Here is a 21,163-nt window from a genome sequence, read left to right on the forward strand (position 1 = left end):
CTCAGCCCGCGTATCGCTGAAACACCAGCGTCGCATTGGTGCCGCCGAAGCCGAACGAGTTCGACAGAACGGTGTCTATCTTTGCGTTGTCGATGCGCTTGCGCACGATGGGAACCCCTTCGAATTCAGGGTCTAGCTCGCTAATATGCGCGCTCTCTCCGATGAAGCCTTCCTGCATCATCAGGATCGAGTAGATGGATTCCTGCGCACCCGCCGCTCCCAGGGAATGACCTGTCAGCGATTTGGTCGAGGAAATGGGTGGGATCTCGTTCCCGAACACTTGGCGTACTGCGCCGATCTCGCCGGAATCCCCGACCGGCGTCGAGGTGCCATGCGTATTGATGTAGTCCACCTTCCCTTTGACGGTGGAAAGCGCCTGGCGCATGCAGCGGACGGCACCCTCGCCGGAAAGCGCAACCATGTCGTACCCGTCTGAAGTGGCGCCATAGCCTACGATTTCGGCATAGATCTTCGCGCCGCGCGCCTTGGCGTGCTCAAGTTCTTCAAGCACGAGGACGCCGGCGCCGCCAGCAATCACAAAGCCGTCCCGCGTTACATCGTAAGCGCGGGATGCCGTGGAGGGCGTGTCGTTATGTTTGGAGGACATCGCGCCCATGGCGTCGAAGAGGTTCGACATCGTCCAGTCGAGATCCTCGTGGCCTCCGGCGAAGATCATGTCCTGCTTGCCCCACTGGATCAGCTCGTAGGCGTTGCCGATGCAATGCGCGGATGTGGAGCAGGCAGAGGAGATCGAGTAATTCACGCCGTGGATTTTGAACCAGGTTGCAAGCGTTGCCGAAGCCGTCGAGGACATTGCTTTGGGCACGGCGAAGGGACCGATGCGTTTCGGGCTGCCTTTCTCGCGCGTGGTGTCGGCGGCTTCCACGATAATACGCGTCGAAGGGCCGCCGGAACCCATTATGATGCCGGTGCGCTCGTGGGTGATGTCCTGCTCTTCGAGCCCGGAGTCGGCGATTGCCTGTTCCATGGCCACATGATTCCAGGCGCCGCCCTTGGACAGAAAACGCATCGCGCGGCGATCCACAAGATCTGTCGGATCGAGGCTAGGCGCTCCCCAAACCTGGCAGCGAAAGCCGTGCTCGGCGAAATCTGGCGAGAAACTGATGCCCGATTTGGCTTCGCGCAGCGATGCCGTGACTTCCTGGGCGTTATTGCCAATGGAGGAAACGATGCCGAGGCCGGTGACTACGACGCGTCTCATATGGCTCTCCTTAGGGCTTCAAGGCTGATGTTTAGGATGGCGGCAGCCTAGCTTTCCTGCTTGAAAAGGCCGACACGCAGGTCAGAAGCCCTGTATATGGTTTCCCCGTCGGCCTTCAACCATCCATCGCCGATGCCGAGCACAAGGCGCCCGCGCATCACGCGCTTCAGATCGACGCCATACTCGACGGTTTTCACAGCGGGTGTGACCATGCCGCTGAACTTGACTTCGCCCGTGGAAATGGCGCGTCCTTTGCCCGGCTCGCCCAGCCAGCCGAGAAAAAAGCCGGTCATTTGCCAAAGCGCATCAAGACCGAGGCAGCCCGGCATCACCGGGTCGCCGATAAAGTGGCATGGAAAGAACCAAAGATCCGGCTTGATATCAAGTTCGGCACGGATGAACCCTTTTCCGAATTCACCGCCTTCTGCGCTCACCTCAGTGATGCGGTCGAACATCAACATCGGCGGCGCCGGAAGCTGTGCGTTGCCCGGGCCGAACAATTCGCCTCGGGCGCAGGCCAGAAGGTCCTCGTAATCGTAGCTGGATTTCGTCTGCGCCATGAATTCCCATTCTCACTGGCGACCGGTTCTTCCGGCCGGCGTCTAACCATTCACATCGTTGCCGATACGGCACCGCATTTTGGAAACTCTCCTATCACAGCTTTTTTCCCGTGGGAAACCGCCGAACGCGATTATCCCGTCGATGATCAGCCCGGAATGGTAGAGAATGCATGCCGCTATTGATCGCGGCAACCGGTCGGAATATATGTCGGGAAGCTATATGCGGCCTTGCCGCTTTCGAATTCGCTAGCGACAGGAAAGACTTCCTTGACCGCAGCTGCTGGGAAGTGCGACAGATGGACTTGGAAAAGCCGTGTCCGGGCAGCTGGGCTGCGTCCGACGCGGCAGCGCGTGGCTCTGGCCGGGCTTCTGTTCGCGCCTGGCAATCGCCATGTTTCAGCAGAGGAACTTCACGAGGAAGCCGTTAGCGCGGGCGTGAGGGTGTCGCTCGCGACGGTCTATAACACGCTGCATCAGTTCACCGAGGTGGGGATGCTGCGAATCCTGCCGGTGGAAGGGTCGAAGACCTACTTCGATACCAACACCTCGGATCACCATCATTTCTTCGTGGAAGGGGAGAACCGGCTGGTCGATATCCCGGAAGGGCCTGTCACCGTGTCGAACCTACCAGAGCCGCCGGAGAACATGGAGATATCCCATGTCGACATCCTTGTTCGCCTGCGCCCGAAGGCCAAGCCTCTGCGCTGATCTAGGTAGATTGGCGGATCACAATCCATTCCTGCTGTAACGGCCGGCCAGTTGTGATGGCCGGCCACTCTTTTGCGGTCGGGTTTACAGACCCTTCATCAGATTGCCAAGCAACAGCACGACAAACCCCACGAACAGGATCCAGTAGCTGTAAGCGCCAATTCCGCCGAGCGTGATGCCGAGCACCGGCAACAGCGAGACGATGGCCAGAATCAAAGCGATAAGAAAGACCACGGTGGTCGGTGCACTGAGTTGCATTTTCCCTCTCCTACCCTGTCCTCCCTGGACAGGTGCCATCCTTAATAGCCGCAAGTCTGCTTGCTGCGAAACAAAATGCGAGAATTGGGCACAGAATGACCGAAATTTGCGCTTTTTTGCTTGAGGCGCGTCGGTGAATTTTTAAATTCACCCATATTTTTTTGTAAAAGTACTTCGCATCCGGCGAGAAGCAAGCGAATCATCTGCGCTCGGGACGGCAATCTCTTCCGCAAGGCCGGAGCTACTCCTTAATCGCCTCTCCGGGATAGACACCCCAGATCGCGCCCTGGTCCATCCAGCCTTCGTGCCCGGCAAAGTTGATACGGCACCAGCTGCCATTGCACATGGCCACCTCGCCAACGAGACCAGGTTCCACCTTGGCGACCTCGCGTGCGCCCTCTTCAGGCTTGGCAACAAGGGGTACCGCCGCGTTTTCCTTGCCTTTAAACCAAGGCGCCACAACGGCCGTGCGCTGCCCCGAAAGAAGCGCCTGGTTAATCCAGCCTTCCGTTCCATCGGCGTCACGCACGCGGCGCCAGTTGTCGTATTCCTGAATGATCTCAACAGGCAGCCCAGGCTTAAGATAAAGCCACATCACGGCATATTGGGTGCCGGGCCCGACGCGCATATTCACCCGGCCTGATTTGAGGCTGACGAAACGTGGCAGGGGAAGGCCGCTTGGCCCCCTTTTCAATGCCGCTCCCACCTGAGCCTGGTCCTGGGAGATGGCCGGAAATGCTGTCAACGCGGTGGCGAGAACGAGTGAAAGCAGCCTCGTTTTTTTCAAAACCTTAAACATTTTTTACTCCCTTGTCCCAGAACCTGCCGCCGAAGGCAGCAGGGCATCACTGCCGGCGATGTTGGCTTGGGACCCACGCAACGCATTACGGTCTTTTTCTTTGTCTTCCTCGCGCCTGCTTGTTAGACATCGGGCTGAGACATCGAAGCAGGGCAGCACTTTTCAGTTTCCCTCGTCTTGGTTAACGGTGTCTCAACGCGGGGAGCAGGAAAGAGAATGACCGGGCGAAAAAAACCTCTCGTCGTGATCACCCGAAAACTGCCGGACCAGGTCGAGACCCGCATGCGGGAACTTTTCGACGCGCGCCTGAACATCGATGACGGTCCAATGACCCAGCCCGAGCTGGTGGCCGCAGTGAAGGAAGCCGATGTGCTGGTTCCCACGATCACCGATCGCATCGATGCGGCTCTTCTTGCGCAGGCTGGCGAGCGGCTGAAGCTGATCGCCAATTACGGGAACGGCGTCGAGCATATCGATGTCACCGCCGCGGCGGAGCGGGGGATTACCGTCACCAACACGCCCAACGTCCTCAATGAGGACACGGCCGACATGACGATGGCGCTGATGCTTGCTGTCCCGCGGCGGCTGGTCGAAGGCGCGGAAATGCTGAAGCAGGGGGGAAAGTGGGCCGGCTGGTCGCCCACCTGGATGCTCGGCCGGCGGATTTGGGGGAAGCGGCTGGGCATAGTCGGCATGGGCCGTATCGGTACGGCGGTGGCGCGCCGGGCGAAGGCGTTCGGCCTATCGATCCATTATCACAATCGCCGCCGCGTGGCGCCGATGATCGAGGACGAGCTGGAAGCGACCTACTGGGACAGTCTCGACCAGATGCTGGCCCGCATGGATATCATTTCGGTGAATTGCCCGTCCACTCCGGCGACTTACCACCTGCTCTCGGCACGCAGGCTCGCGCTGATGCAACCCTCCTCCTATCTTGTGAACACCGCGCGCGGCGAGATCGTCGACGAAGAAGCGCTGATCCGCATGATCGAGGAGGGCAAGCTTGCCGGCGCCGGGCTTGATGTGTTCGCGCACGAGCCGGCGGTGAGCAGAAGGCTCCTCAAGCTCTCCGAGATCGGCAAGGTTGTGATCCTTCCGCATATGGGATCGGCCACCATCGAGGGCCGCATCGACATGGGCGAGAAGGTGATCATCAATATTCGCGCCTTCTTCGACGGTCATCGCCCGCCGGATCGCGTGCTGCCGCGGAAGCTCTGAAGCCCCTTGGCGCCGAACTGCGACCTTGGCAGCCGCAACAGAAGCATCGTCAGACGAGACCTCCAGCCAATGTGCGGGGCTGCCTGAGCGGCCGCGATCAGGACCGCTCAGGCGTTGGCATCACGCGGTTTGCGGATGCAAATTGCGGCCGCCGAGCCAAAAGAGCGCGATCAAAGTGACCGCCGCCATGCCGGCCGCGTTGGTGATCAGAGGCCATGCGGTGCTGCCATCCAGCATGATCACAAATCCCGTGCCGACAATGCCGACAAGGAGGCTCTGGATACAGAAATGCAGGGCGACCGCCATTCCCGCAGTTTCTCCGAACTCCTGCAATGCGCCATTAGCGGTGACGGCGGTCGTAAAGACGATGCCGATCGCAATCAGCCACATGGGCACGACAAGGGACCAAAAGGACGGGGCGAGGAACAACTGGCCGATCGCGAGCAGGAACGCCCCCAGGATCAACATCACCATGCCGCGCATCAGGGTGCCCGGAATTCCCCATCGCGCCACGAAGCTCTTGGCGAACCGCGTGGTAATAATCATGGCGATGGCCACGCTTGCAAAAGCGAAGCTGAAATCGAGCTCGGAAAAGCCTGCTCCATCGATCAGAACGCGAGGGGCGGTAGAGAAGAACACGAAGAATGTGCCCATGGCAGTTCCGAAGCCGATGGTATAGGTCCAAAAGGCTGGGCTTCTGAGCACCGGCCTAAAACCCGCGCTATCCTGTCCTCCCTTCGCCTGCCGGGTCTCGTGCCAGGCGGGAAGCATGAGGGTGAGCACGATGAGCGCCGGAATGCCCAGCGCAAGGAAGATGGCGCGCCATCCCCAGATCCCCATGATCAGCGCGCCGGCGATGGGACCGACCGCAGGCACGAATGCCAGCATGGCATTCATGAGGCTGTATATGACGGCGCTTTCTGGACGCTCGGCATAGACGTCGCGGATGGTGGCGAAAAGGGCAACCAGCACCGCAGCCGCGCCCGTGGCCTGAGCCAACCGGAGAAGCAGGAACAGCCCGGCCGAGGATGTGGCCGCAAGAGCAAAGGAAGCAGTGGCGAAGAGGATCGCCCCGCCGATCAGGACGGGCCTGCGGCCGAGACGGTCCGAAAGAGGCCCGAAGAGGATCTGTCCTACCCCGAGCATAATCATGTAGAGGGTGAGCGTTAGTTGCACCACATTGGGTGTGGTGCCGAGGATTCCTGGCATTGCGGGAATGGCAGGCAGGTAAATGTCCATGCCAAGCGAGGCAAGGATGTTGAAGGGTGCCAGCAGCATCAATGCGACAGGCAGGCTGTAGGTCCACAGCCGGATATTTCTGGACATGACAAAGCATCCGCTCGAATGAATGATGTTCGGCGGCGGTCTGCGCTGTCAGGTGACAGGTATTGGAACCGGGCAGACGGCCGCAACAACGAAAGCACGTTGCTGCGGCTTATCGGTCTGAGGCTTTTGGTTCCATCAGGTGCGAGCCTTCGAAGGGGCGATAAAAGCGGGACGCTTTTTATCAGACAGCCCCCGAGCCATCAATCACCTGCTCCGGAAAACGACGGACGGTGCTTGATAACGACAGAATGGATCGGCCGAGGCCGAGCTAATGCGCCTCTTCCCAGTTGTCCGCTGCGCGGGCGTCCACCTTCAGCGGTACTGAAAGCGATCGGGCGGGCCATGCCGCGCCCTCCATGACCGTGCGAATTACCGGAATTGCCCGCTCGATCGCGTCTTCCGGCGCTTCGAACACCAGTTCGTCATGCACCTGCAGAAGCATCTTCACGTCGACCAATCCCGAATCGGCCAGCGCCGCCTCCATCCGCATCATGGCGCGGCGGATGATGTCGGCAGCGGAGCCTTGGATAGGCGCGTTGATGGAGGCACGCTCGTTGAACGCTCGGACGGACGGGTTCGATGAGCGGATCTCCGGATAATGCGCGCGGCGGCCAAAGATGGTTTCCACATAGCCTTTCTCGCGGCAAAAGGCCTTGGTGCGTTCCATGTAGTCGCGGATGCCGGGGAAGCGTTCGAAATAGCGCTTGATGTAGGCGCCGGCTTCATCGCGGGGGATGGAGAGCTGGTTGGCGAGGCCAAAAGCCGAAATGCCGTAGATGATGCCGAAATTGATGGCCTTGGCGCGCCGGCGCACCTCGCCTGGCATTCCTTCCACCGGCACGCCGAACATTTCGGAGGCGGTCATGGCATGAATGTCCATACCTTCCGCGAATGCCTTCTTCAGCTCCGGAATGTCGGCCACATGGGCGAGCACGCGCAGCTCGATCTGGCTGTAATCGGCCGAAATCAGCTTATAGCCGGGGGCGGCAATGAAGGCGGTGCGGATCTTTCGCCCTTCGGGTGTGCGCACCGGGATGTTCTGCAGATTTGGCTCGGAGGAGGAAAGGCGGCCGGTTGTCGTGGAAGCGAGCGAATAGGAGGTGTGGACGCGGCCTGTCTCAGGGTGGATATAGCCCGGAAGCGCGTCCGTATAGGTGGATTTGAGCTTTGTGACTTGCCGCCAGTCCACGATCTTTCTCGGCAGCTCGTGGCCGGCGGCTGCCAGCTCCTCCAGCACCTGCGCGGAGGTGGACCATTGGCCCGATTTGGTTTTCGCGCCGCCGGGCAGGCCCATACGCCCAAAAAGAATGTCGCCAAGCTGTTTGGGCGATCCAATAGTGAACCGGCCCCCCGCAAGCCGGTATATCTCTTCCTCCATGGCCGCGGCCGTTTGCGCAAAGTCGCCGGACATCCGTGACAGGATTTGCCGGTCGACCATGATGCCGCGATGCTCCATGCGGCAGATAACCGATACCATGGGGCGCTCCAGCCGCTCATAGACGGAGACGAGGCCCTTCGCGGCAAGCTGTGGCTTCAGAACCTTCCAAAGCCTGAGCGTGACGTCGGCATCCTCCGAGGCATAGACAGTTGCACGCTCCAGACCGACCATGTCGAACGTGACCTTCGAGCGCCCGGAACCCGTGACCTCCTTGTAGGAGACAGGCGTATGGCCCAGCCAGCGCTCGGCCAGCGCGTCCATGCCGTGGGCTTGAGTGCCCGCTTCGAGGACGTAGGAGATGAGCATCGTATCGTCGTAAGGCGCGATCTCGATGCCGTGGCGGTAAAGAAGCACCCAGTCATATTTGAGGTTCTGGCCGATCTTCAGTACCGAGGGGTCCTGGAGGAGGGGGCGCAGAACCGCAAGGGCTTCCTCCACCCTGATCTGCCCGTCCACCATGCCGCCGCCAAGCAGGTCTTCCGCACCGTTTTTGTGCGACAGGGGGAGATAGGCCGCCCGGTTAGGCGCCGTCGCCAGAGCAATGCCGCAAAGTTCGGCCTGCATCGGGTCGAGCGATGTGGTCTCCGTGTCGAGAGCGACAACACCTGTCTCTCGCGCCTCGGCCACCCACTGGTTCAGCGTCTCCAGGTCGCGAATGCAGACATAGCGCGAGTGATCGAAGGCCTCGTGGCTGGCGGCGTCGGCAAGCTTTCGGGCGAGCTTTTCCGGCGTTTCGGCCCCGTCGTCCCTCTCCGGCGCCACCTCCCCTTCGGCCCCAGGCTCGCCGATGCCCGTTGCCGGAACAGTGAGGTCAGGTCCGTGCGCCTCGGCGCCCTTCTGGACTTCTATATATGCCGGTTCGACATCTGCGGCATCCGCTCCCGTCGCCTCCGCCACGCGGCGGGTGAGAGTGGAGAATTCCATTGCCTTCAAAAAGGCGATCAGCTTCGGCCCGTCCGGCGGGTTGAGGGCCAGCGCATCGAGCGGCATCTCCACTGTCACGTCGTTTTTGAGCCGCACGAGTTCGCGCGAGATCCTGGCCTTTTCCGCGAATTCGATGAGGTTTTCGCGGCGCTTCTGCTGCTTGATTTCATGAGCGCGGGAAAGCAGCGTGTCCAGGTCCCCATATTCTTCGAGGAGCTGGGCGGCAGTCTTCGGCCCGATCCCCGGCACTCCGGGAACATTATCGATCGTATCGCCGGTGAGTGCCTGCAGGTCGATCATTTTTTCCGGCGGAACACCCCATTTCTCGACAACCTCCGGAACCCTGATCTCCTTGTCCTTCATGGGGTCGTACATGGAGACAGTCGGCCCTACGAGCTGCATCAGATCCTTGTCGGAAGAAATGATCGTCGTGTCGCCTCCCGCCTCGCAGACCAGGCGCGCATAGGTGGCGATCAAGTCGTCGGCTTCGTAGCCTTCCATTTCGATGCAGGGCAGATCGAAGGCGCGGGTAGCCTCGCGAATGAGGCCGAACTGAGGAATGAGGTCTTCCGGCGGCTCAGTGCGATTCGCCTTGTATTCGGGATAGATTTTGCTGCGGAAGGTTTTTGATGAGTAGTCGAAAATCACAGCGAAATGAGTGGGTGTGACCCCGACAGCCGTATCCCTTGCGTCGCGCAACAGCTTCCACACCATGTTGCAGAAGCCCAGAACCGCGCTGACTGGAAGCCCGTCCGACTTGCGGTTGAGGGGGGGAAGCGCATGATAGGCCCGAAAAATATAGCCCGAGCCGTCCACGAGGAAGAGATGGTCGCCTTTTTTCATGGCGCAACGGGTAGCGCGACGACCCCTTTCATGTCCATCACAAAGGCGTGAAACAATCGCCTCTACCGCCAAAACCTGGCAGCTGATCGCGAAATATTAACAAAGTGTAACCTCGTGGCCCTTGAATAGCCATTTTAGCGAACAACATATCCTGTATCGGCAATATTTTTCGCCGAAGTCCGGAAAGGCTCGTCCCCCGCCGAACCGGACATAAAAGCGGCAGCCTTATCCCCCTCTCCGGGCTGCCGCACATAATATAAGGCCGCCGTGGTTCCCCTCCACCACGGCGGCACTTTTTTGCCGCCTAGTCCCGCTTCCAGGATGCGTGATGACTGCCTTCGCTGTCCACGCGCTCGAAACCGTGAGCGCCGAAGAAATCGCGTTGCGCCTGGATGAGATTCGCTGTGCCCCGCCCGCGGCGGAACGTATCGAAATGGGCGAGAGCCGCCGAAAGCGACGGTACGGGAAGTCCCGCCTCCGCACTTTTGGCGACAACGCGCCGCAGACGCGGATGAGCGGCTTCCATATGTTGAGAGAACGCCTCCGTCATCAGCAGGTTGTCCGTCTCCGGTGCGCCGTCGAAAGCCTCGGCAATTGCACCGAGGAACTGCGAGCGGATGATGCAGCCTGCCCGCCAAATCCGCGCGATGGTGCCGAGCGGCAGATTCCAGCCGAACTCCCGCGATGCGGCGGCCATGACGGAGAAACCCTGGGCATAGGCGACTATCTTGCCTGCGAAGAGCGCCGCCTCCAGGGTCGCCAGCTCGTCCGCGCCCGGTGATCCCGCCATGGCGGCGGCGAGGCTGCCGTAGCGCTTTTCGGCTGTCTCGCGCTCAGCTTTCAAGGCGGAGAGGCTGCGCGCGGCAACGGCGGCCTCGATCGCCGTTGCGGGGATGCCCAGCGATTGCGCCTCAATGGCAGACCAGCGGCCGGTGCCCTTTTGTCCGGCGCGGTCCAGGATGACATCCACGATGGGCTTTCCCGTATCGGGATCACTCGCCTCGAGGACCTTGGCTGTGATCTCGATCAGATAGGAATTGAGCCGCCCGTCGTTCCACTGCGCGAAAATCGGAGCGATCTCGCCGGCCTGAAGCCCGTGGCCGTCGCGCAGGATGCCGTAGATCTCGGCGATCATTTGCATATCGGCGTATTCGATGCCGTTATGAATGGTTTTTACGAAATGGCCGGCGCCGTCTGGTCCAAGCCAGGCCTGGCAAGCCTCGCCCTCATAGCGCGCGGCGATCGCCTCCAGGACCGGTTCTATGCGCCGATAGGATTCGTCCGGCCCGCCAACCATGATCGATGGGCCGTGGCGGGCGCCGTCCTCGCCTCCAGAGACGCCCATGCCGATGAAGCGGGGCCCGGTTTTCGCGAGTTCCAACATGCGCCGGCGCGTATCGCGAAAATTGGCGTTGCCCGCATCGATGATGATATCGTCGCGTGCGACCAGCGGGTCGAGAGCCGCGATCTGCTCGTCCACCACTGAGCCGGCCGGCACCATCAGGATAATCGGCCGGGGCGGTTTTATGCCCTCCACAAGCGCCTGGAGCGTGTCGCAGGGCACAATATTCCCGGCGAGGGAGCCCGCCTCCTGAGCAAATTCATGCGTCCGCTCCGTCGTGCGGTTGAACACGGCAATGCGGAAGCCCTTCTCGGCAATGTTGAGGGCCAGATTGGCTCCCATGGTCCCAAGACCGATAAGACCGATGTCAGCTTTTTCCATATGAAGACAGACCCATCTTGTGTGCGCTGGCGTGCAGAGTAACCCATGCTTTTCGGTAGCCTAGCGGCGTCGCCGCTTCCTGCCGTAAAGCTCCAGCCTATGATGAACGATATCGTAACCCAGCGAACGGGCGATCTCGTCCTGCAGCGCCTCGATTTTTGTTGAATGGAACTCTATCACATCACCGGTATCGATATCGATCAAATGGTCATGATGTTGGCTTGCCTGCTCGAAGCGGGCCCGCCCGCCCTCGAATGCGTGGCGGTGGATGGCACCAAGTTCCTCGAGCAGTTTCATGGTGCGATAGACTGTGGAAAGTGAGATGCTGGGATCAATCTCTGAGGCGCGGCTGAAAATCTCCATCGCGTCCGGGTGGTCTTCCGTCTGCGCGAGAATGCTCAGGATCACCTGCCGGGGGCGAGTGATCCGGATCCCGGCGCGGCGGAGCTTTTCCTCGTATTTCACCCTGTTCGGCACCGTTTCACTCATTATAAGACTATGCGCTAAATCGGCCTTTGTTGCAAAGTCGCAGCCGGGTCTTTAACACCGCCGCACGCGAGCGCAAACCTGTTGACAGGCAGCGGCACAGGCCCGACTTTTTCGCCAACGCCACGAGTTTTGGAAGGGACGTGATGAGACCCGTTTTCGTTCAGCTGCGGTGCGTGCCCGGCAAGACGTATGATGTAGCCGACGAAATCTACAGGCGCGAAATCGCTTCGGAACTCTATTCCACGAGTGGGGACTACGACCTTCTTTTGAAAATCTATATCGATGAAGGCGTGGATGTCGGCAAGTTCATAAATGAGAATGTGGCGAATGTGCCCGGTATCGTGCGCTCGCTGACCACGCTCACTTTCAAGGCATTCTGATCGGTCGCGGCTCTCCGTGAGCGGTTCGTATCATCCAATGCCTTGCCCGCCTTTCGAAGGAGGAGCTTGCGATGAAACGATCGAAGGTCAACGACATCCTGCGGGAAGGCGCGGGTCTCATCCGCTCTTTCGGCTATGCCATGCCGCCTTTCGCGGATTGGCCGCCGGCCGAAATGAAAGCGCGCCGCGCGGAAATCGGCGGTATCGTTGACGCGCGGCTCGGCTGGGACATCACCGACTACGGAGCGGGCGATTTCGCCAAAAAGGGCCTTTTCCTCTTTACTGTGCGCAATGGGAATCCCGCGGCGCTGAAGGAGGGCCGCGGCAAGCTCTATGCCGAAAAGATCATGATCTCCCGCCGCGATCAGATCTCTCCCATGCATCGTCACGCCATCAAGGCCGAAGACATCATCAATCGGGGCGGCGGCAGCCTGTGCATCAAATTATATGCCCCCTCGCCCGACGGCAGCATTGATTATGAGGCGCCGGTTTCCGTGCCGATCGACGGAATCGTTCGCCACTTCGGCGCCGGTGGAGTCCTGCGGCTCTCTCCCGGCGAAAGCGTTACGCTCCTGCCTGGCGTCTGGCATGAATTCTGGGGTGAGGGATCAGACGTGCTGATCGGCGAAATCTCCACCGTCAATGATGACCTGACGGACAACATCTTTGCCGAGCCGATCGGCCGGTTCTCCAGCATCGAGGAGGATGAGGAGCCATATCGCCTTCTCGTATCCGACTACCCGCAGTGGCTGGAAGTTGATCCCGAAACGGGTTGAAAACCGCCGTCGCGAAGCTGACATGTTTCTCTGAACGGAATTCACCGTCCTGCGCCGTTGGAACAGTTTCGTGTGCCTGCCGTTCCCGTCACTGAATTGCTTGGTTCGCTTGCAAGGAGAAAAGATGCTTTGTGCGGATATTGATCGGCCCGCTTCTCTTGGATTTGCTGAGAGAACATTGTTCCTCGTTGCGGCTTTTACCTTCCTGCTGCTGCCGATATCGCAGCAACCACTTGCTCAGGGATTGCAGAGCCAGGAATCGATCGACGCCATCGTCGGCTCCGATGTGAAAACGGAGGAGACAACGAAGAACGCGCAGGTGGAGCGCATCCTCACCGCCATCCAAATGACCCAGGATAGCGCCGAACGCGTGCGTAAGGCCTTTACCGTCAATGAGCTCGAAATCGTGTTCCTCCCCGATCTTGGGAAGGAAACGGGCGCCATTGAGAAGGCGATCGAGGAACACGAGGCCGACATTGAAGTCTTGCGCGACTCAATCGAGGGTAGCGCTATGTTTTACCACGCGATTGATTCGCGGCAGATCCTCCTGCAGGACGTGGTAGCGATGGAATTCGGTACGGATGACCGCGCGACGATCTTCGTTACCGGCGACGAAAGGCGCTGACGCATCGCCCGAAAACCGGGATTTGAAAGCATTATGCATATCTCATCGTCTGCGGCGTGCTTTGCGCGTCCTGAAGGATGCACCGCGCGGCGGTCAGGGCTGTTCCGGTCTGCGAAAGCCGGTCGGTTTTCCATAAAAAGGCTCGATGCGACGGATTGCATCCGCAAGCCGTTCGCATGAAACCGACATTGTGTAGCCATTGGCGTGAATGATGGTCTGGCTGTCCGTCATGATGGCCACATGCCCTCGCCAGAAAACCAGGTCGCCCCGTATCAGTCCTTCTGCAGGATCAACCGGTGTCCCGAGATAATTTGCCTGCATATCGGTATCGCGCGAAGCCTGGCGGCCCGCCATGAACATCGAGAGCTGAACGAGGCCGGAGCAGTCGATGCCGAACCCGCTCGCACCACCCCAGAGATAGGGAGTGTGGAGAAATTTCTCTGCAACTGAAACGTAATCGCTTTCCGGCTGGCCGACCGGGCGCAGATGTCCGGCAACCATGGCGCCGCCGGAGGCCAGCAGCGCATAGCGCGTTCCGCGCTTCTCCACTTCCTCGACCACGATGACGCGCGCGCCCATGCTGAAGGCTGCAAGCGGAGGGGTTTTCAGTTCCGGCTCGGGATAGACGAAGCTGCGCGGGACCGACAGCACATGCGTATGCTGAAAGCCCGAGGCGCCGAGGGAGGATTCCCGGATATAGCCCACATAGCCGTCTCGGGTTCCCTGCACCCAAGCCCAGCCCTGACGGCGATCGAAAACCAGCACCGAATCGCCGTGAAGGAATTGCGTGTCGATGCCGGAGGCCTGATCGGGCGTCGCATGCACGTCAACCACGGGTGCGGTAATGGACGCGGGGTGCCCGGCAACGAAACGCGCGGCATCCACTTGCCCGCGAAGCCGCTCATCCGCCAGATCCGGCCTGTAGGCATTCAGACGACGATCTGGCTTGCTCATAAAGGCAGCTCCTCCGCCTTGGCTACGATGACATCGCCAAAACGCTCCACGAAAAGCGCACCCTCGACGGTGCGCCGGATAAGGACGTTGCGCCGGTCATGATCGTCGCGATGGCGAGATACGAGCTTCAGCGCCCCCATCCTGTCGAGAGCGCGTGTAATCACAGGCTTCGTCACGTTCAACTTCTGCGCCAGTCCTCGTACGGTATGCGGCGGCGGGTCGAGATAGATGGTCAGCAGAATGGCAAGCTGCCGCTCTCCAAGATCCGGCAGTTCATTTTGCACCTCGGCCAGGCATACCTGCTGCCAAAGCCTCAATGCCTGGATCGGTCGAAGCACAACCGGCATCAGAACGTCCGAATTCGTTTCGGGACCGTATCATTACGCCTTTCCTCGCCCGCGCGAAAGCCTATCCATACCGCTCACGCAGCAAGGCGAAGAGCGCGCGGATACCCTGCGCTTCGCCGCCAACAGGGCAGGTGGGTTTCTCGGTCGGGTTCCATGCGAAAATATCGAAATGAACCCAGGTTGCCGCCCTCTCCACGAAGCGCTGGAGAAACAAAGCCGCCGTGACGGATCCCGCGAATCCGTCGCTGGTCACATTGTTTATGTCGGCGATGCGGGAGCGCAATTTGTCGGCATAAGGCTGCCAGAGCGGCATGCGCCAGAGTGGATCATCCGTCCGGTTGGACGCTGCGGCCAATGCGGACGCAAAGAGATCGTCGCGCGTGTAAAATGGCGGCAAATCAGGCCCCAAAGCCACGCGCGCCGCGCCTGTGAGCGTTGCCATATCCACCAGAAGCTCCGGTTCTTCCTCGTCGGCGAGTGCAAGCGCGTCGGCCAGGATCAGCCGGCCCTCCGCGTCCGTATTGCCGATCTCGACCGTGATGCCCTTGCGGCTTCTCAAAACGTCACCGGGGCGGAAGGCATTGCCGGCGATGGAATTTTCAACGGCGGGGATCAGGACCCGAAGCCGGATCGGCAAGTTTGCGGCCATGATCATGGATGCAAGGCCCAGCACATTGGCTGCCCCGCCCATGTCCTTCTTCATGAGCAGCATGCCGCTCAACGTCTTTATGTCGAGCCCGCCAGTATCGAAACACACGCCCTTGCCGACGAGGGTCACCTTCGGCGCGTTTTCCTTTCCCCAGCGCATGTCCATAAGCCGGGGCGCAATGGCGCTTGCGCGGCCGACAGCGTGAATCATGGGGAAGTTCTGTTGCAGAAGATTCTCGCCAACGACCGAGGCAAAGGCAGCGCCATGCGTCTCGGCAAGTTCCCGCGCGGCTCGTTCCAATGCATCTGGCCCCAGATCGTTCGTCGGTGTGTTGACGAGATCGCGGGCCAGGAACACGCCCGCCGCCACCCGGCGGGCCTCGTCCGCACTCGCGCCTTCCGGCACGAGGAAGCGAATGTCGGCCGTTGGCTTCGCGCCGTAGGAAGTGAAGGCATAACCGCCCAGGAGAAGGGCAACGGCCATAAGCTGCGGGTCCTTGGGGGGAACAGCGAAGTGCCAATCCCCACCCGGCAGTGCACGGGCGAGCTTGCCGTAAATGAGCGGCGAGGAGCCGTTGCCGCCAATGCCGAAGAAAGCTCCTGCCAGCGCACCGTCCCGGCTGGGGAAGGTGAGCACTGCTCCTTCCGCCCCGGAAAATCCATGTGAGCGCGCCCACGCGCAGGCGGCCGCGTCCGCGCCGGATTCCTCCAGGGCGCCGCCGGCAGCGACATAGACAGGCAATGAAGCGGGCACTTTGCGGTCCGTGAGGTTTAGGGGCATTGGCGGCGTCCTGTTCGGCAGTCAATTAACACTCCATTAGGGTTAACAGATTACCTCTGGCGGTGGAAAGGCGGCGTCTTTGCCAATAAGGGGATTACGGGGGCCAAAGCCTATGCGGGGAAAGGTGCGAAGGGGCCGGGTCGTCTCGGCAATGATAGCCCTTGCTTTGGCCGGCGCGCTCGCCGGCTGCTCACAAACGGCCCGAAAGGCGGTGAGCGCCCAAACCACCGCTTCGACGGGAGCTCCCTCGCAGCAGAACGTCGCCATGATGTCCGCGCGGGATCTCCAGGCGGCGGCCGATAGCGTCGGCAAGCTCTACGTCCGTGATCCCAGGAACAAGGCCGTGGCGCTGCGCTACGCGAACATTCTTCAGATGAGCGGACGCGCAGATCAGTCCCTAGCCGTGATGCGCAAACTGGCCATAGACCATCCGAAGGACCGGGATGTGCTGGCGGCTTATGGCAAGGCCCTTGCCGCGGTTGGCGAGTTGGAGCCGGCGCTTGATGCGATCCGTCGTGCCCAGACGCCGGAATATCCTGACTGGAGGCTTCTTTCGGCGGAAGGCGCAATTCTAGATCAGTTGGGCAAGCCGGACGAGGCGCGCGCGCTTTACCGGCGCGCTCTCGACCTGCGGCCGGACGAGGCCTCCGTGCTTTCCAACCTGGGCATGTCCTATCTGCTGCAGGGTGATCTCAAGACCGCCGAAATCTACATGGCCAAGGCAGTGGCCGCCCCCGGTGCGGACAGCCGTGTGAGGCAGAATTTGGCGCTGGTGGTTGGCCTTCAGGGCCGTTTTAATGACGCGGAAGCCATCGCTCGCCGGGAGCTCTCGCCCGAACAGGCCGAGGCCAATGTCGCTTACCTGCGCGCAATGATCGCCCAGCGCGACGGCTGGTCCGAGATCGCCCGCGAGGACGCCGCGAACGCCATTTAGGCCAGTACTTTGCCGGCATTCTCCACCTCGCGTATTTTCATTGCTCGCCTTTCATCTGGGTGTAACATGGCGGGCGTAACCGCTGCGCGCACCAAGCAACGGGTTTGAAGGGGAGAGTTACCAATGAATCCGATCACACGGCGCCGTTTCGGCAAGGGTTTGACATCCATCGCAGGCATGGCCTTGGCTGCCCCTTTCATCTCGCGCACTTACGCGCAGGGCTCCTCCGGCACGGTCAACATTTTTGCCTGGGCCGGCTATTTGAATGACGACATGCTCGGCGCTTTTGAGAACACGACCGGCATAAAGGCGAACTACACACCCTACGGCACGAATGACGAGCTTTTGAACCAGCTGCGCGCCAATAATGGCGCAGGCTTCGATATCATCTGGCCGACGGTCGACCGCGTGCCCAACTATGTCGAGTTCGACCTCGTGCAGCCCATCGACGAATCCAAGGTCGAGGTGGCGAAATGCCTGCCGAGCGCTTGGGAAAATTCCAAGAACCTGGGCGCCGTCATCGGCGGCAAGCGCTACCAGGTCCCCACTGACTGGGGCACGGAGGCGATCGCCTTCGACAAGGATCAGGCGCCTCTCGAATACGGCACGGCTTCTTATGGCGATATCTGGAAGCCTGAGATGCAGGGCAAGGCCACTGTGCGCGGCCATTCGGGTCTCACTGGCCTCGGCCTCTGGATGGAGAGCGAAGGCAAGCTGCCTATGCCTTATATCGAAGCTTACAAGTCCGAAGAAAACATGGTGAAGATCTGGGATGTGATCCTCGCCGAGGCGATCACCCGCAAAGCCAACATCGCCCAGTTCTGGTCGAACGAGAACGAGGCGCAGGGCGCATTCCGCGTCAATGGCTGCGCCATCGGCCAGACCTGGGATTCGACTGCCGCCACCCTCGCTAGAGAGGGCTTGCCCATCGGCTTTATCGCCCCCAAGGAAGGCGCGCTGGCCTGGATGGAGGGGATCGCCATCCCGAAAGGGGCGGAAAATATCGAGCAGGCCTATGCCTTTATCAACTGGTTCCTGACGCCGGAGGCCGGCGCCATGTACACCAACGCCACATCCATCAATTCGACCGCGGTCGGCGCCGAGCAGCTGATTTCGGACGAGGCCAAGGGCTTCTTTGCCGCCGCCTATCCAGGCGATGCGCTGGAGAAGCTTTGGTGGTGGCCGATCCAGGAGAGCTGGTACGTCGCCAAGCGCAACGAATATCAGGACCGGTTCCTTTCGGCCTGACGCGTTATCGGGGGCGGGAAACCGCCCTCGCCACCTTCCGGACGATAATGTCACAATCTGTAGAGCTGCATCACATCGGCATGGCCTTCGGCCAAACCCGGGCCGTCTCGGATGTTTCCTTCACCGTTGGCGGCGGAGAATTCTTCTCGATCCTCGGGCCTTCGGGCTGCGGCAAGACGACGATCCTGCGCATGACCGCGGGATTCCTGGAACCGACCGAAGGAACGATCCTTATCGGCGGGCGCGACATGAGAGGGCTCGGGCCCGATCAGCGCCCGACCGCAATGATCTTCCAGTCACTCGCTCTTTTCCCGCTTATGCCGGTTTGGGAGAACATCGCCTTCGGTCTGGAGGCACGCGGCGTGGCCAAACGCACGCGAAAGGCAAAGGCCGAGGAACTCCTGAAGCTGGTCGCGCTCGAGGGGCTCGGGAACCGGATGCCGGGCGAACTGTCCGGCGGACAACGCCAGCGCGTGGCAATAGCTCGGGCGCTTGCGGTCGAGCCGCAGGTCCTGCTTCTCGACGAACCGCTTTCGGCGCTCGACCTCAAGCTTCGGCAGCGCATGCGTGCGGAACTGCGTGCCCTCCAGAAGCGCACCGGAGTCACCTTCATCTACATCACGCATGACCAATCGGAAGCCCTGGCCATGTCGGATCGTGTGGCCGTGATGAGCGCCGGGGTTCTGCAGCAGGTGGGCGCGCCGCGGGAACTTTACGACAATCCTGCCACCCCCTTCGTCGCTCGCTTTGTTGGCGAAACCAACGCGATTCCCGGGAAGGTGACCGCCATCGACGACGGGATCGCGACCATTGAAAGTGCATATGGCCCCTTGCGTGGGCGCGCTGGCAATGGACTGTCCGTCAGTATGGCCGCGAAGCTCTATGTCCGCCCGGAAGCGCTGGAGCAGCGGCCGGACGGAGACGGCTATCTGAGGGCCGCCATCGAGCGCATTGACTTTGAGGGCGCGTTTGCGCTGGCCCATGGCAGGCTTCCCGACGGCAGTATGCTCATTGCATCCATTCCGAGCACGGAACTTGCGGGCGCTCCTTCCATAGGCGCTCCCGCGGATTTCAGCTTCCGCCCTGCAAATGCGGTGGTACTGTCTGATGGCTGAGCTATACCGGCGTTTCGGCAGCGGACTGGGAACGCTTTTTCTGGCGCTGGTGGCCGTTTGGCTTGCCGGCATGGTGCTCGCGCCGAACCTCATGATGATCGACTACGCGTTCCGGCCCAATCTGCTTCCGGCGGAGATCGGCGGGCCTCGCGACGTCTATTCGCTCGACAACATCCTCTATCTCGCCAATGAGAGCGTCCATCGCACCATCTTCTTCAAGACCGTATGGGCCAGCGCCCTGGTCGCCTTCCTCACGCTCGTGGTATGCTACCCGCCGGCATACTGGCTTGCGCAGCGCGCCACCCCCAACCATACGGCCGTGGTGCTGCTTGCGCTCACCATCCCTTTCTGGATCAACGAGGTGCTGCGCACGCTTGCCTGGTATATCCTGCTTGCTTTCCGCGGCCCGCTGAACGCGGTGCTTCTCGCACTCGGCATCATCGACCAGCCGATGCGCTGGTATGGCGATGCCGGCGTGCTTGCCGGCATGGTCTACGCCTATATCCTCTTCATGCTCTTCCCCATCTACAACGCGATCGAATCCCTCGACAGATCGCAGATCGAGGCGGCGCGGGACCTTGGCGCCTCCATCTGGCGAACGCATTGGCGTGTCGTGATCCCGCATGCGAAGGCGGGGATCGCCACGGGCTGCGTCTTCACCTTCATGCTGGCCGCCGGAAGCTATGTTGCGCCGGCCCTTCTAGGCGCGCCGGGAAGCCGATGGTTCACCGAGATCATCTACAACTGGTTCTTCGAAGGCGGTGACTGGAATCGTGGAGCCGCCTATGCGCTTGTGCTGCTGGTGCTGTGCCTCACGGTTGTGCTTGTCACGCTGCGGATCGCGCGCGTGAACCTGACGGACGTGGCGAAATGAACGCGGCCGACCGCATCGCACGCGGCCTCTTCGCCTTCTATTTCGTGGCATTCTTTGTCTACCTTTTTGCCCCGCTCGCAATCATGGCGGCGGCGACGTTCAACACGAGCCGCTTTCCGACTATCACGCCCTGGCAGGGCACGACGCTCGACTGGTTCAACCAGTTGGCGGCAGATACCGGCATGTGGCAGTCGCTCCGCACTTCGATCCTCGTTGCCTTCTTCGTCGTCGCTGTAGCGCTCCCCATTGGCACGGCAGCTGCCCTCATGCTGACCAGTCTCCACGCGCGGGCGCGAAGCTTTCTTTACGCGGTGATGGTTTCACCGCTGCTCACCCCCGGCGTGGTCGTCGGCATCTCCACTCTGGTGCTGTGGCGGCAACTCGGCGTTGGCGGCGGCATATTTCTGATCGTGCTGGCACAGGCAAGCTTCATCATCTGCTATGTGATGCTGATGGTTGCGGCCCGCCTGCAACGTTTTGACCGCACCCAGGAAGAGGCGGCGATCGGCCTCGGGGCCTCCAAGTTCATGATGTTCCGGCGCGTGATGCTGCCGTTTTTGAAGCCTGCGCTGATTGCGGCTGCGTTTCTCGCGGTTTTGCAGTCGATCGAGAACTACAACACGACGCTCTTCGTGCGCGGCTTCGATACACCGCTGACCGTCTATATCGCGACGAAGGTGCGCACGGGCCTGACGCCTGCGGTGAACGCCTTGGCGCTTATCATGATTGCGGTCACAATTATCGGCGCGATCGTCTATGAGGTTGTGCGTCGGCGCTCGCGCAGCTCCATTGACGTCTGAACGAAAAACGAAGAAACCGCGTTGACAGTCGTCGCGCCGCCGCTTACATCGGCTGCGCACCTAGCCCAGGTGGCGGAATTGGTAGACGCGCACGGTTCAGGTCCGTGTGCCGCGAGGCGTGGAGGTTCGAGTCCTCTCCTGGGCACCAGCCCCGATCGATTCGGAGGGCTGGC

Annotated in this window: 21 protein-coding genes and 1 tRNA gene; 11 read left to right on the forward strand and 11 right to left on the reverse strand. The window is 60.8% G+C overall.

The window, feature by feature from the left end; all coding sequences use genetic code 11:
- Window position 1: 1 nt before the first annotated feature.
- Together fabB and fabA are read right to left on the reverse strand one after the other, a co-directional pair.
- The gene (gene fabB, locus GNP00_RS18505) at window positions 2-1,222 is read right to left on the reverse strand and encodes a beta-ketoacyl-ACP synthase I (protein ID WP_166016201.1); all 1,221 of its coding nucleotides are present in this window, start codon (window positions 1,220-1,222) and stop codon (window positions 2-4) included.
- 47 nt (window positions 1,223-1,269) lie between these two features.
- Window positions 1,270-1,782: a 3-hydroxyacyl-[acyl-carrier-protein] dehydratase FabA gene (gene fabA, locus GNP00_RS18510; protein WP_011583247.1), complete on the reverse strand. Its 513-nt coding sequence runs from the start codon at window positions 1,780-1,782 to the stop codon at window positions 1,270-1,272.
- A 267-nt stretch (window positions 1,783-2,049) separates the two neighbouring features.
- On the opposite strand from fabA, the gene irrA reads away from it, so the two are divergent.
- On the forward strand, window positions 2,050-2,490 hold the full coding sequence (gene irrA / locus GNP00_RS18515; protein ID WP_166016203.1) for an iron response transcriptional regulator IrrA: 441 nt from the start codon (window positions 2,050-2,052) through the stop codon (window positions 2,488-2,490).
- 84 nt (window positions 2,491-2,574) lie between these two features.
- Here the strand turns inward: irrA and GNP00_RS18520 are convergent, their stop codons facing one another.
- Together GNP00_RS18520 and GNP00_RS18525 are read right to left on the reverse strand one after the other, a co-directional pair.
- On the reverse strand, window positions 2,575-2,748 hold the full coding sequence (locus GNP00_RS18520; RefSeq protein WP_011583249.1) for a hypothetical protein: 174 nt from the start codon (window positions 2,746-2,748) through the stop codon (window positions 2,575-2,577).
- 241 nt (window positions 2,749-2,989) lie between these two features.
- Window positions 2,990-3,547 carry an SH3 domain-containing protein gene (locus GNP00_RS18525; protein ID WP_011583250.1) on the reverse strand — a complete coding sequence of 186 codons (558 nt, stop codon included), beginning with the start codon at window positions 3,545-3,547 and terminating at the stop codon, window positions 2,990-2,992.
- A gap of 216 nt (window positions 3,548-3,763) precedes the next feature.
- Here GNP00_RS18525 and GNP00_RS18530 point away from each other — a divergent pair, with 216 nt between their 5' ends.
- Window positions 3,764-4,765 (forward strand): 2-hydroxyacid dehydrogenase, encoded by a 1,002-nt coding sequence (locus GNP00_RS18530; protein ID WP_011583251.1) that lies wholly within the window; start codon window positions 3,764-3,766, stop codon window positions 4,763-4,765.
- A 120-nt stretch (window positions 4,766-4,885) separates the two neighbouring features.
- On the opposite strand, the gene cml is transcribed toward GNP00_RS18530, so the two are convergent.
- The 4 genes from cml to GNP00_RS18550 form a co-directional block, all read right to left on the reverse strand.
- Window positions 4,886-6,091, reverse strand: coding sequence for a CmlA/FloR family chloramphenicol efflux MFS transporter (gene cml / locus GNP00_RS18535; protein WP_011583252.1), 1,206 nt, complete (start codon window positions 6,089-6,091; stop codon window positions 4,886-4,888).
- A 268-nt stretch (window positions 6,092-6,359) separates the two neighbouring features.
- The gene (gene polA / locus GNP00_RS18540; RefSeq protein ID WP_011583253.1) at window positions 6,360-9,296 is read right to left on the reverse strand and encodes a DNA polymerase I; all 2,937 of its coding nucleotides are present in this window, start codon (window positions 9,294-9,296) and stop codon (window positions 6,360-6,362) included.
- Between the two features lie 304 nt (window positions 9,297-9,600).
- Window positions 9,601-11,019: an NADP-dependent phosphogluconate dehydrogenase gene (gene gndA / locus GNP00_RS18545; RefSeq protein WP_011583254.1), complete on the reverse strand. Its 1,419-nt coding sequence runs from the start codon at window positions 11,017-11,019 to the stop codon at window positions 9,601-9,603.
- 60 nt (window positions 11,020-11,079) lie between these two features.
- Window positions 11,080-11,508, reverse strand: coding sequence for a Fur family transcriptional regulator (locus GNP00_RS18550; protein WP_011583255.1), 429 nt, complete (start codon window positions 11,506-11,508; stop codon window positions 11,080-11,082).
- Between the two features lie 143 nt (window positions 11,509-11,651).
- Between GNP00_RS18550 and GNP00_RS18555 the strand changes: the two genes are divergently transcribed.
- From GNP00_RS18555 to GNP00_RS18565, 3 genes are all read left to right on the forward strand, one after another.
- Window positions 11,652-11,888: an Lrp/AsnC ligand binding domain-containing protein gene (locus GNP00_RS18555; protein WP_011583256.1), complete on the forward strand. Its 237-nt coding sequence runs from the start codon at window positions 11,652-11,654 to the stop codon at window positions 11,886-11,888.
- 71 nt (window positions 11,889-11,959) lie between these two features.
- The gene (locus GNP00_RS18560) at window positions 11,960-12,664 is read left to right on the forward strand and encodes a D-lyxose/D-mannose family sugar isomerase (protein WP_011583257.1); all 705 of its coding nucleotides are present in this window, start codon (window positions 11,960-11,962) and stop codon (window positions 12,662-12,664) included.
- A gap of 70 nt (window positions 12,665-12,734) precedes the next feature.
- Entirely contained in the window at window positions 12,735-13,289 is a 555-nt protein-coding gene (locus tag GNP00_RS18565) for a hypothetical protein (protein WP_157038143.1), read from the forward strand.
- Between the two features lie 93 nt (window positions 13,290-13,382).
- Here the strand turns inward: GNP00_RS18565 and GNP00_RS18570 are convergent, their stop codons facing one another.
- The 3 genes from GNP00_RS18570 to GNP00_RS18580 all read right to left on the reverse strand — a co-directional run bounded on the left by GNP00_RS18570 (window position 13,383) and on the right by GNP00_RS18580 (window position 16,019).
- Entirely contained in the window at window positions 13,383-14,243 is an 861-nt protein-coding gene (locus GNP00_RS18570; RefSeq protein WP_011583259.1) for a C40 family peptidase, read from the reverse strand.
- Entirely contained in the window at window positions 14,240-14,590 is a 351-nt protein-coding gene (locus GNP00_RS18575; RefSeq protein ID WP_011583260.1) for a MarR family winged helix-turn-helix transcriptional regulator, read from the reverse strand. Before GNP00_RS18575 ends, GNP00_RS18570 begins: the two co-directional genes overlap by 4 nt.
- A 61-nt stretch (window positions 14,591-14,651) precedes the next feature.
- The gene (locus tag GNP00_RS18580; RefSeq protein ID WP_011583261.1) at window positions 14,652-16,019 is read right to left on the reverse strand and encodes a leucyl aminopeptidase family protein; all 1,368 of its coding nucleotides are present in this window, start codon (window positions 16,017-16,019) and stop codon (window positions 14,652-14,654) included.
- Window positions 16,020-16,170: 151 nt separating this feature from the next.
- Between GNP00_RS18580 and GNP00_RS18585 the strand changes: the two genes are divergently transcribed.
- From GNP00_RS18585 to GNP00_RS18610, 6 genes are all read left to right on the forward strand, one after another.
- Complete coding sequence (locus tag GNP00_RS18585) at window positions 16,171-16,953, forward strand: tetratricopeptide repeat protein (protein ID WP_011583262.1); 783 nt, start codon at window positions 16,171-16,173, stop codon at window positions 16,951-16,953.
- Window positions 16,954-17,076: 123 nt separating this feature from the next.
- Window positions 17,077-18,201, forward strand: coding sequence for an extracellular solute-binding protein (locus GNP00_RS18590; RefSeq protein WP_011583263.1), 1,125 nt, complete (start codon window positions 17,077-17,079; stop codon window positions 18,199-18,201).
- Between the two features lie 47 nt (window positions 18,202-18,248).
- Complete coding sequence (locus GNP00_RS18595; protein ID WP_011583264.1) at window positions 18,249-19,316, forward strand: ABC transporter ATP-binding protein; 1,068 nt, start codon at window positions 18,249-18,251, stop codon at window positions 19,314-19,316.
- On the forward strand, window positions 19,309-20,190 hold the full coding sequence (locus GNP00_RS18600; RefSeq protein ID WP_166016205.1) for an ABC transporter permease: 882 nt from the start codon (window positions 19,309-19,311) through the stop codon (window positions 20,188-20,190). Before GNP00_RS18595 ends, GNP00_RS18600 begins: the two co-directional genes overlap by 8 nt.
- Entirely contained in the window at window positions 20,187-20,990 is an 804-nt protein-coding gene (locus GNP00_RS18605) for an ABC transporter permease (protein ID WP_011583266.1), read from the forward strand. Before GNP00_RS18600 ends, GNP00_RS18605 begins: the two co-directional genes overlap by 4 nt.
- A gap of 63 nt (window positions 20,991-21,053) precedes the next feature.
- A tRNA-Leu gene (locus tag GNP00_RS18610) sits at window positions 21,054-21,138 on the forward strand.
- Window positions 21,139-21,163 lie beyond the last annotated feature (25 nt).

Source organism: Chelativorans multitrophicus (assembly GCF_011317445.1).
Taxonomy (GTDB): Bacteria; Pseudomonadota; Alphaproteobacteria; order Rhizobiales; family Rhizobiaceae; genus Chelativorans; species Chelativorans multitrophicus.

Coding starts and splice junctions, on each gene's coding strand:
- fabB (WP_166016201.1), bottom strand. CDS start 1,222: ATGAGACGCGTCGTAGTCACCGGCCTCGGCATCGTTTCCTCCATTGGC.
- fabA (WP_011583247.1), bottom strand. CDS start 1,782: ATGGCGCAGACGAAATCCAGCTACGATTACGAGGACCTTCTGGCCTGC.
- GNP00_RS18520 (WP_011583249.1), bottom strand. CDS start 2,748: ATGCAACTCAGTGCACCGACCACCGTGGTCTTTCTTATCGCTTTGATT.
- GNP00_RS18525 (WP_011583250.1), bottom strand. CDS start 3,547: ATGTTTAAGGTTTTGAAAAAAACGAGGCTGCTTTCACTCGTTCTCGCC.
- GNP00_RS18530 (WP_011583251.1), top strand. CDS start 3,764: ATGACCGGGCGAAAAAAACCTCTCGTCGTGATCACCCGAAAACTGCCG.
- cml (WP_011583252.1), bottom strand. CDS start 6,091: ATGTCCAGAAATATCCGGCTGTGGACCTACAGCCTGCCTGTCGCATTG.
- polA (WP_011583253.1), bottom strand. CDS start 9,296: ATGAAAAAAGGCGACCATCTCTTCCTCGTGGACGGCTCGGGCTATATT.
- gndA (WP_011583254.1), bottom strand. CDS start 11,019: ATGGAAAAAGCTGACATCGGTCTTATCGGTCTTGGGACCATGGGAGCC.
- GNP00_RS18550 (WP_011583255.1), bottom strand. CDS start 11,508: ATGAGTGAAACGGTGCCGAACAGGGTGAAATACGAGGAAAAGCTCCGC.
- GNP00_RS18555 (WP_011583256.1), top strand. CDS start 11,652: ATGAGACCCGTTTTCGTTCAGCTGCGGTGCGTGCCCGGCAAGACGTAT.
- GNP00_RS18560 (WP_011583257.1), top strand. CDS start 11,960: ATGAAACGATCGAAGGTCAACGACATCCTGCGGGAAGGCGCGGGTCTC.
- GNP00_RS18570 (WP_011583259.1), bottom strand. CDS start 14,243: ATGAGCAAGCCAGATCGTCGTCTGAATGCCTACAGGCCGGATCTGGCG.
- GNP00_RS18575 (WP_011583260.1), bottom strand. CDS start 14,590: ATGCCGGTTGTGCTTCGACCGATCCAGGCATTGAGGCTTTGGCAGCAG.
- GNP00_RS18580 (WP_011583261.1), bottom strand. CDS start 16,019: ATGCCCCTAAACCTCACGGACCGCAAAGTGCCCGCTTCATTGCCTGTC.
- GNP00_RS18585 (WP_011583262.1), top strand. CDS start 16,171: ATGATAGCCCTTGCTTTGGCCGGCGCGCTCGCCGGCTGCTCACAAACG.
- GNP00_RS18590 (WP_011583263.1), top strand. CDS start 17,077: ATGAATCCGATCACACGGCGCCGTTTCGGCAAGGGTTTGACATCCATC.
- GNP00_RS18595 (WP_011583264.1), top strand. CDS start 18,249: ATGTCACAATCTGTAGAGCTGCATCACATCGGCATGGCCTTCGGCCAA.
- GNP00_RS18600 (WP_166016205.1), top strand. CDS start 19,309: ATGGCTGAGCTATACCGGCGTTTCGGCAGCGGACTGGGAACGCTTTTT.
- GNP00_RS18605 (WP_011583266.1), top strand. CDS start 20,187: ATGAACGCGGCCGACCGCATCGCACGCGGCCTCTTCGCCTTCTATTTC.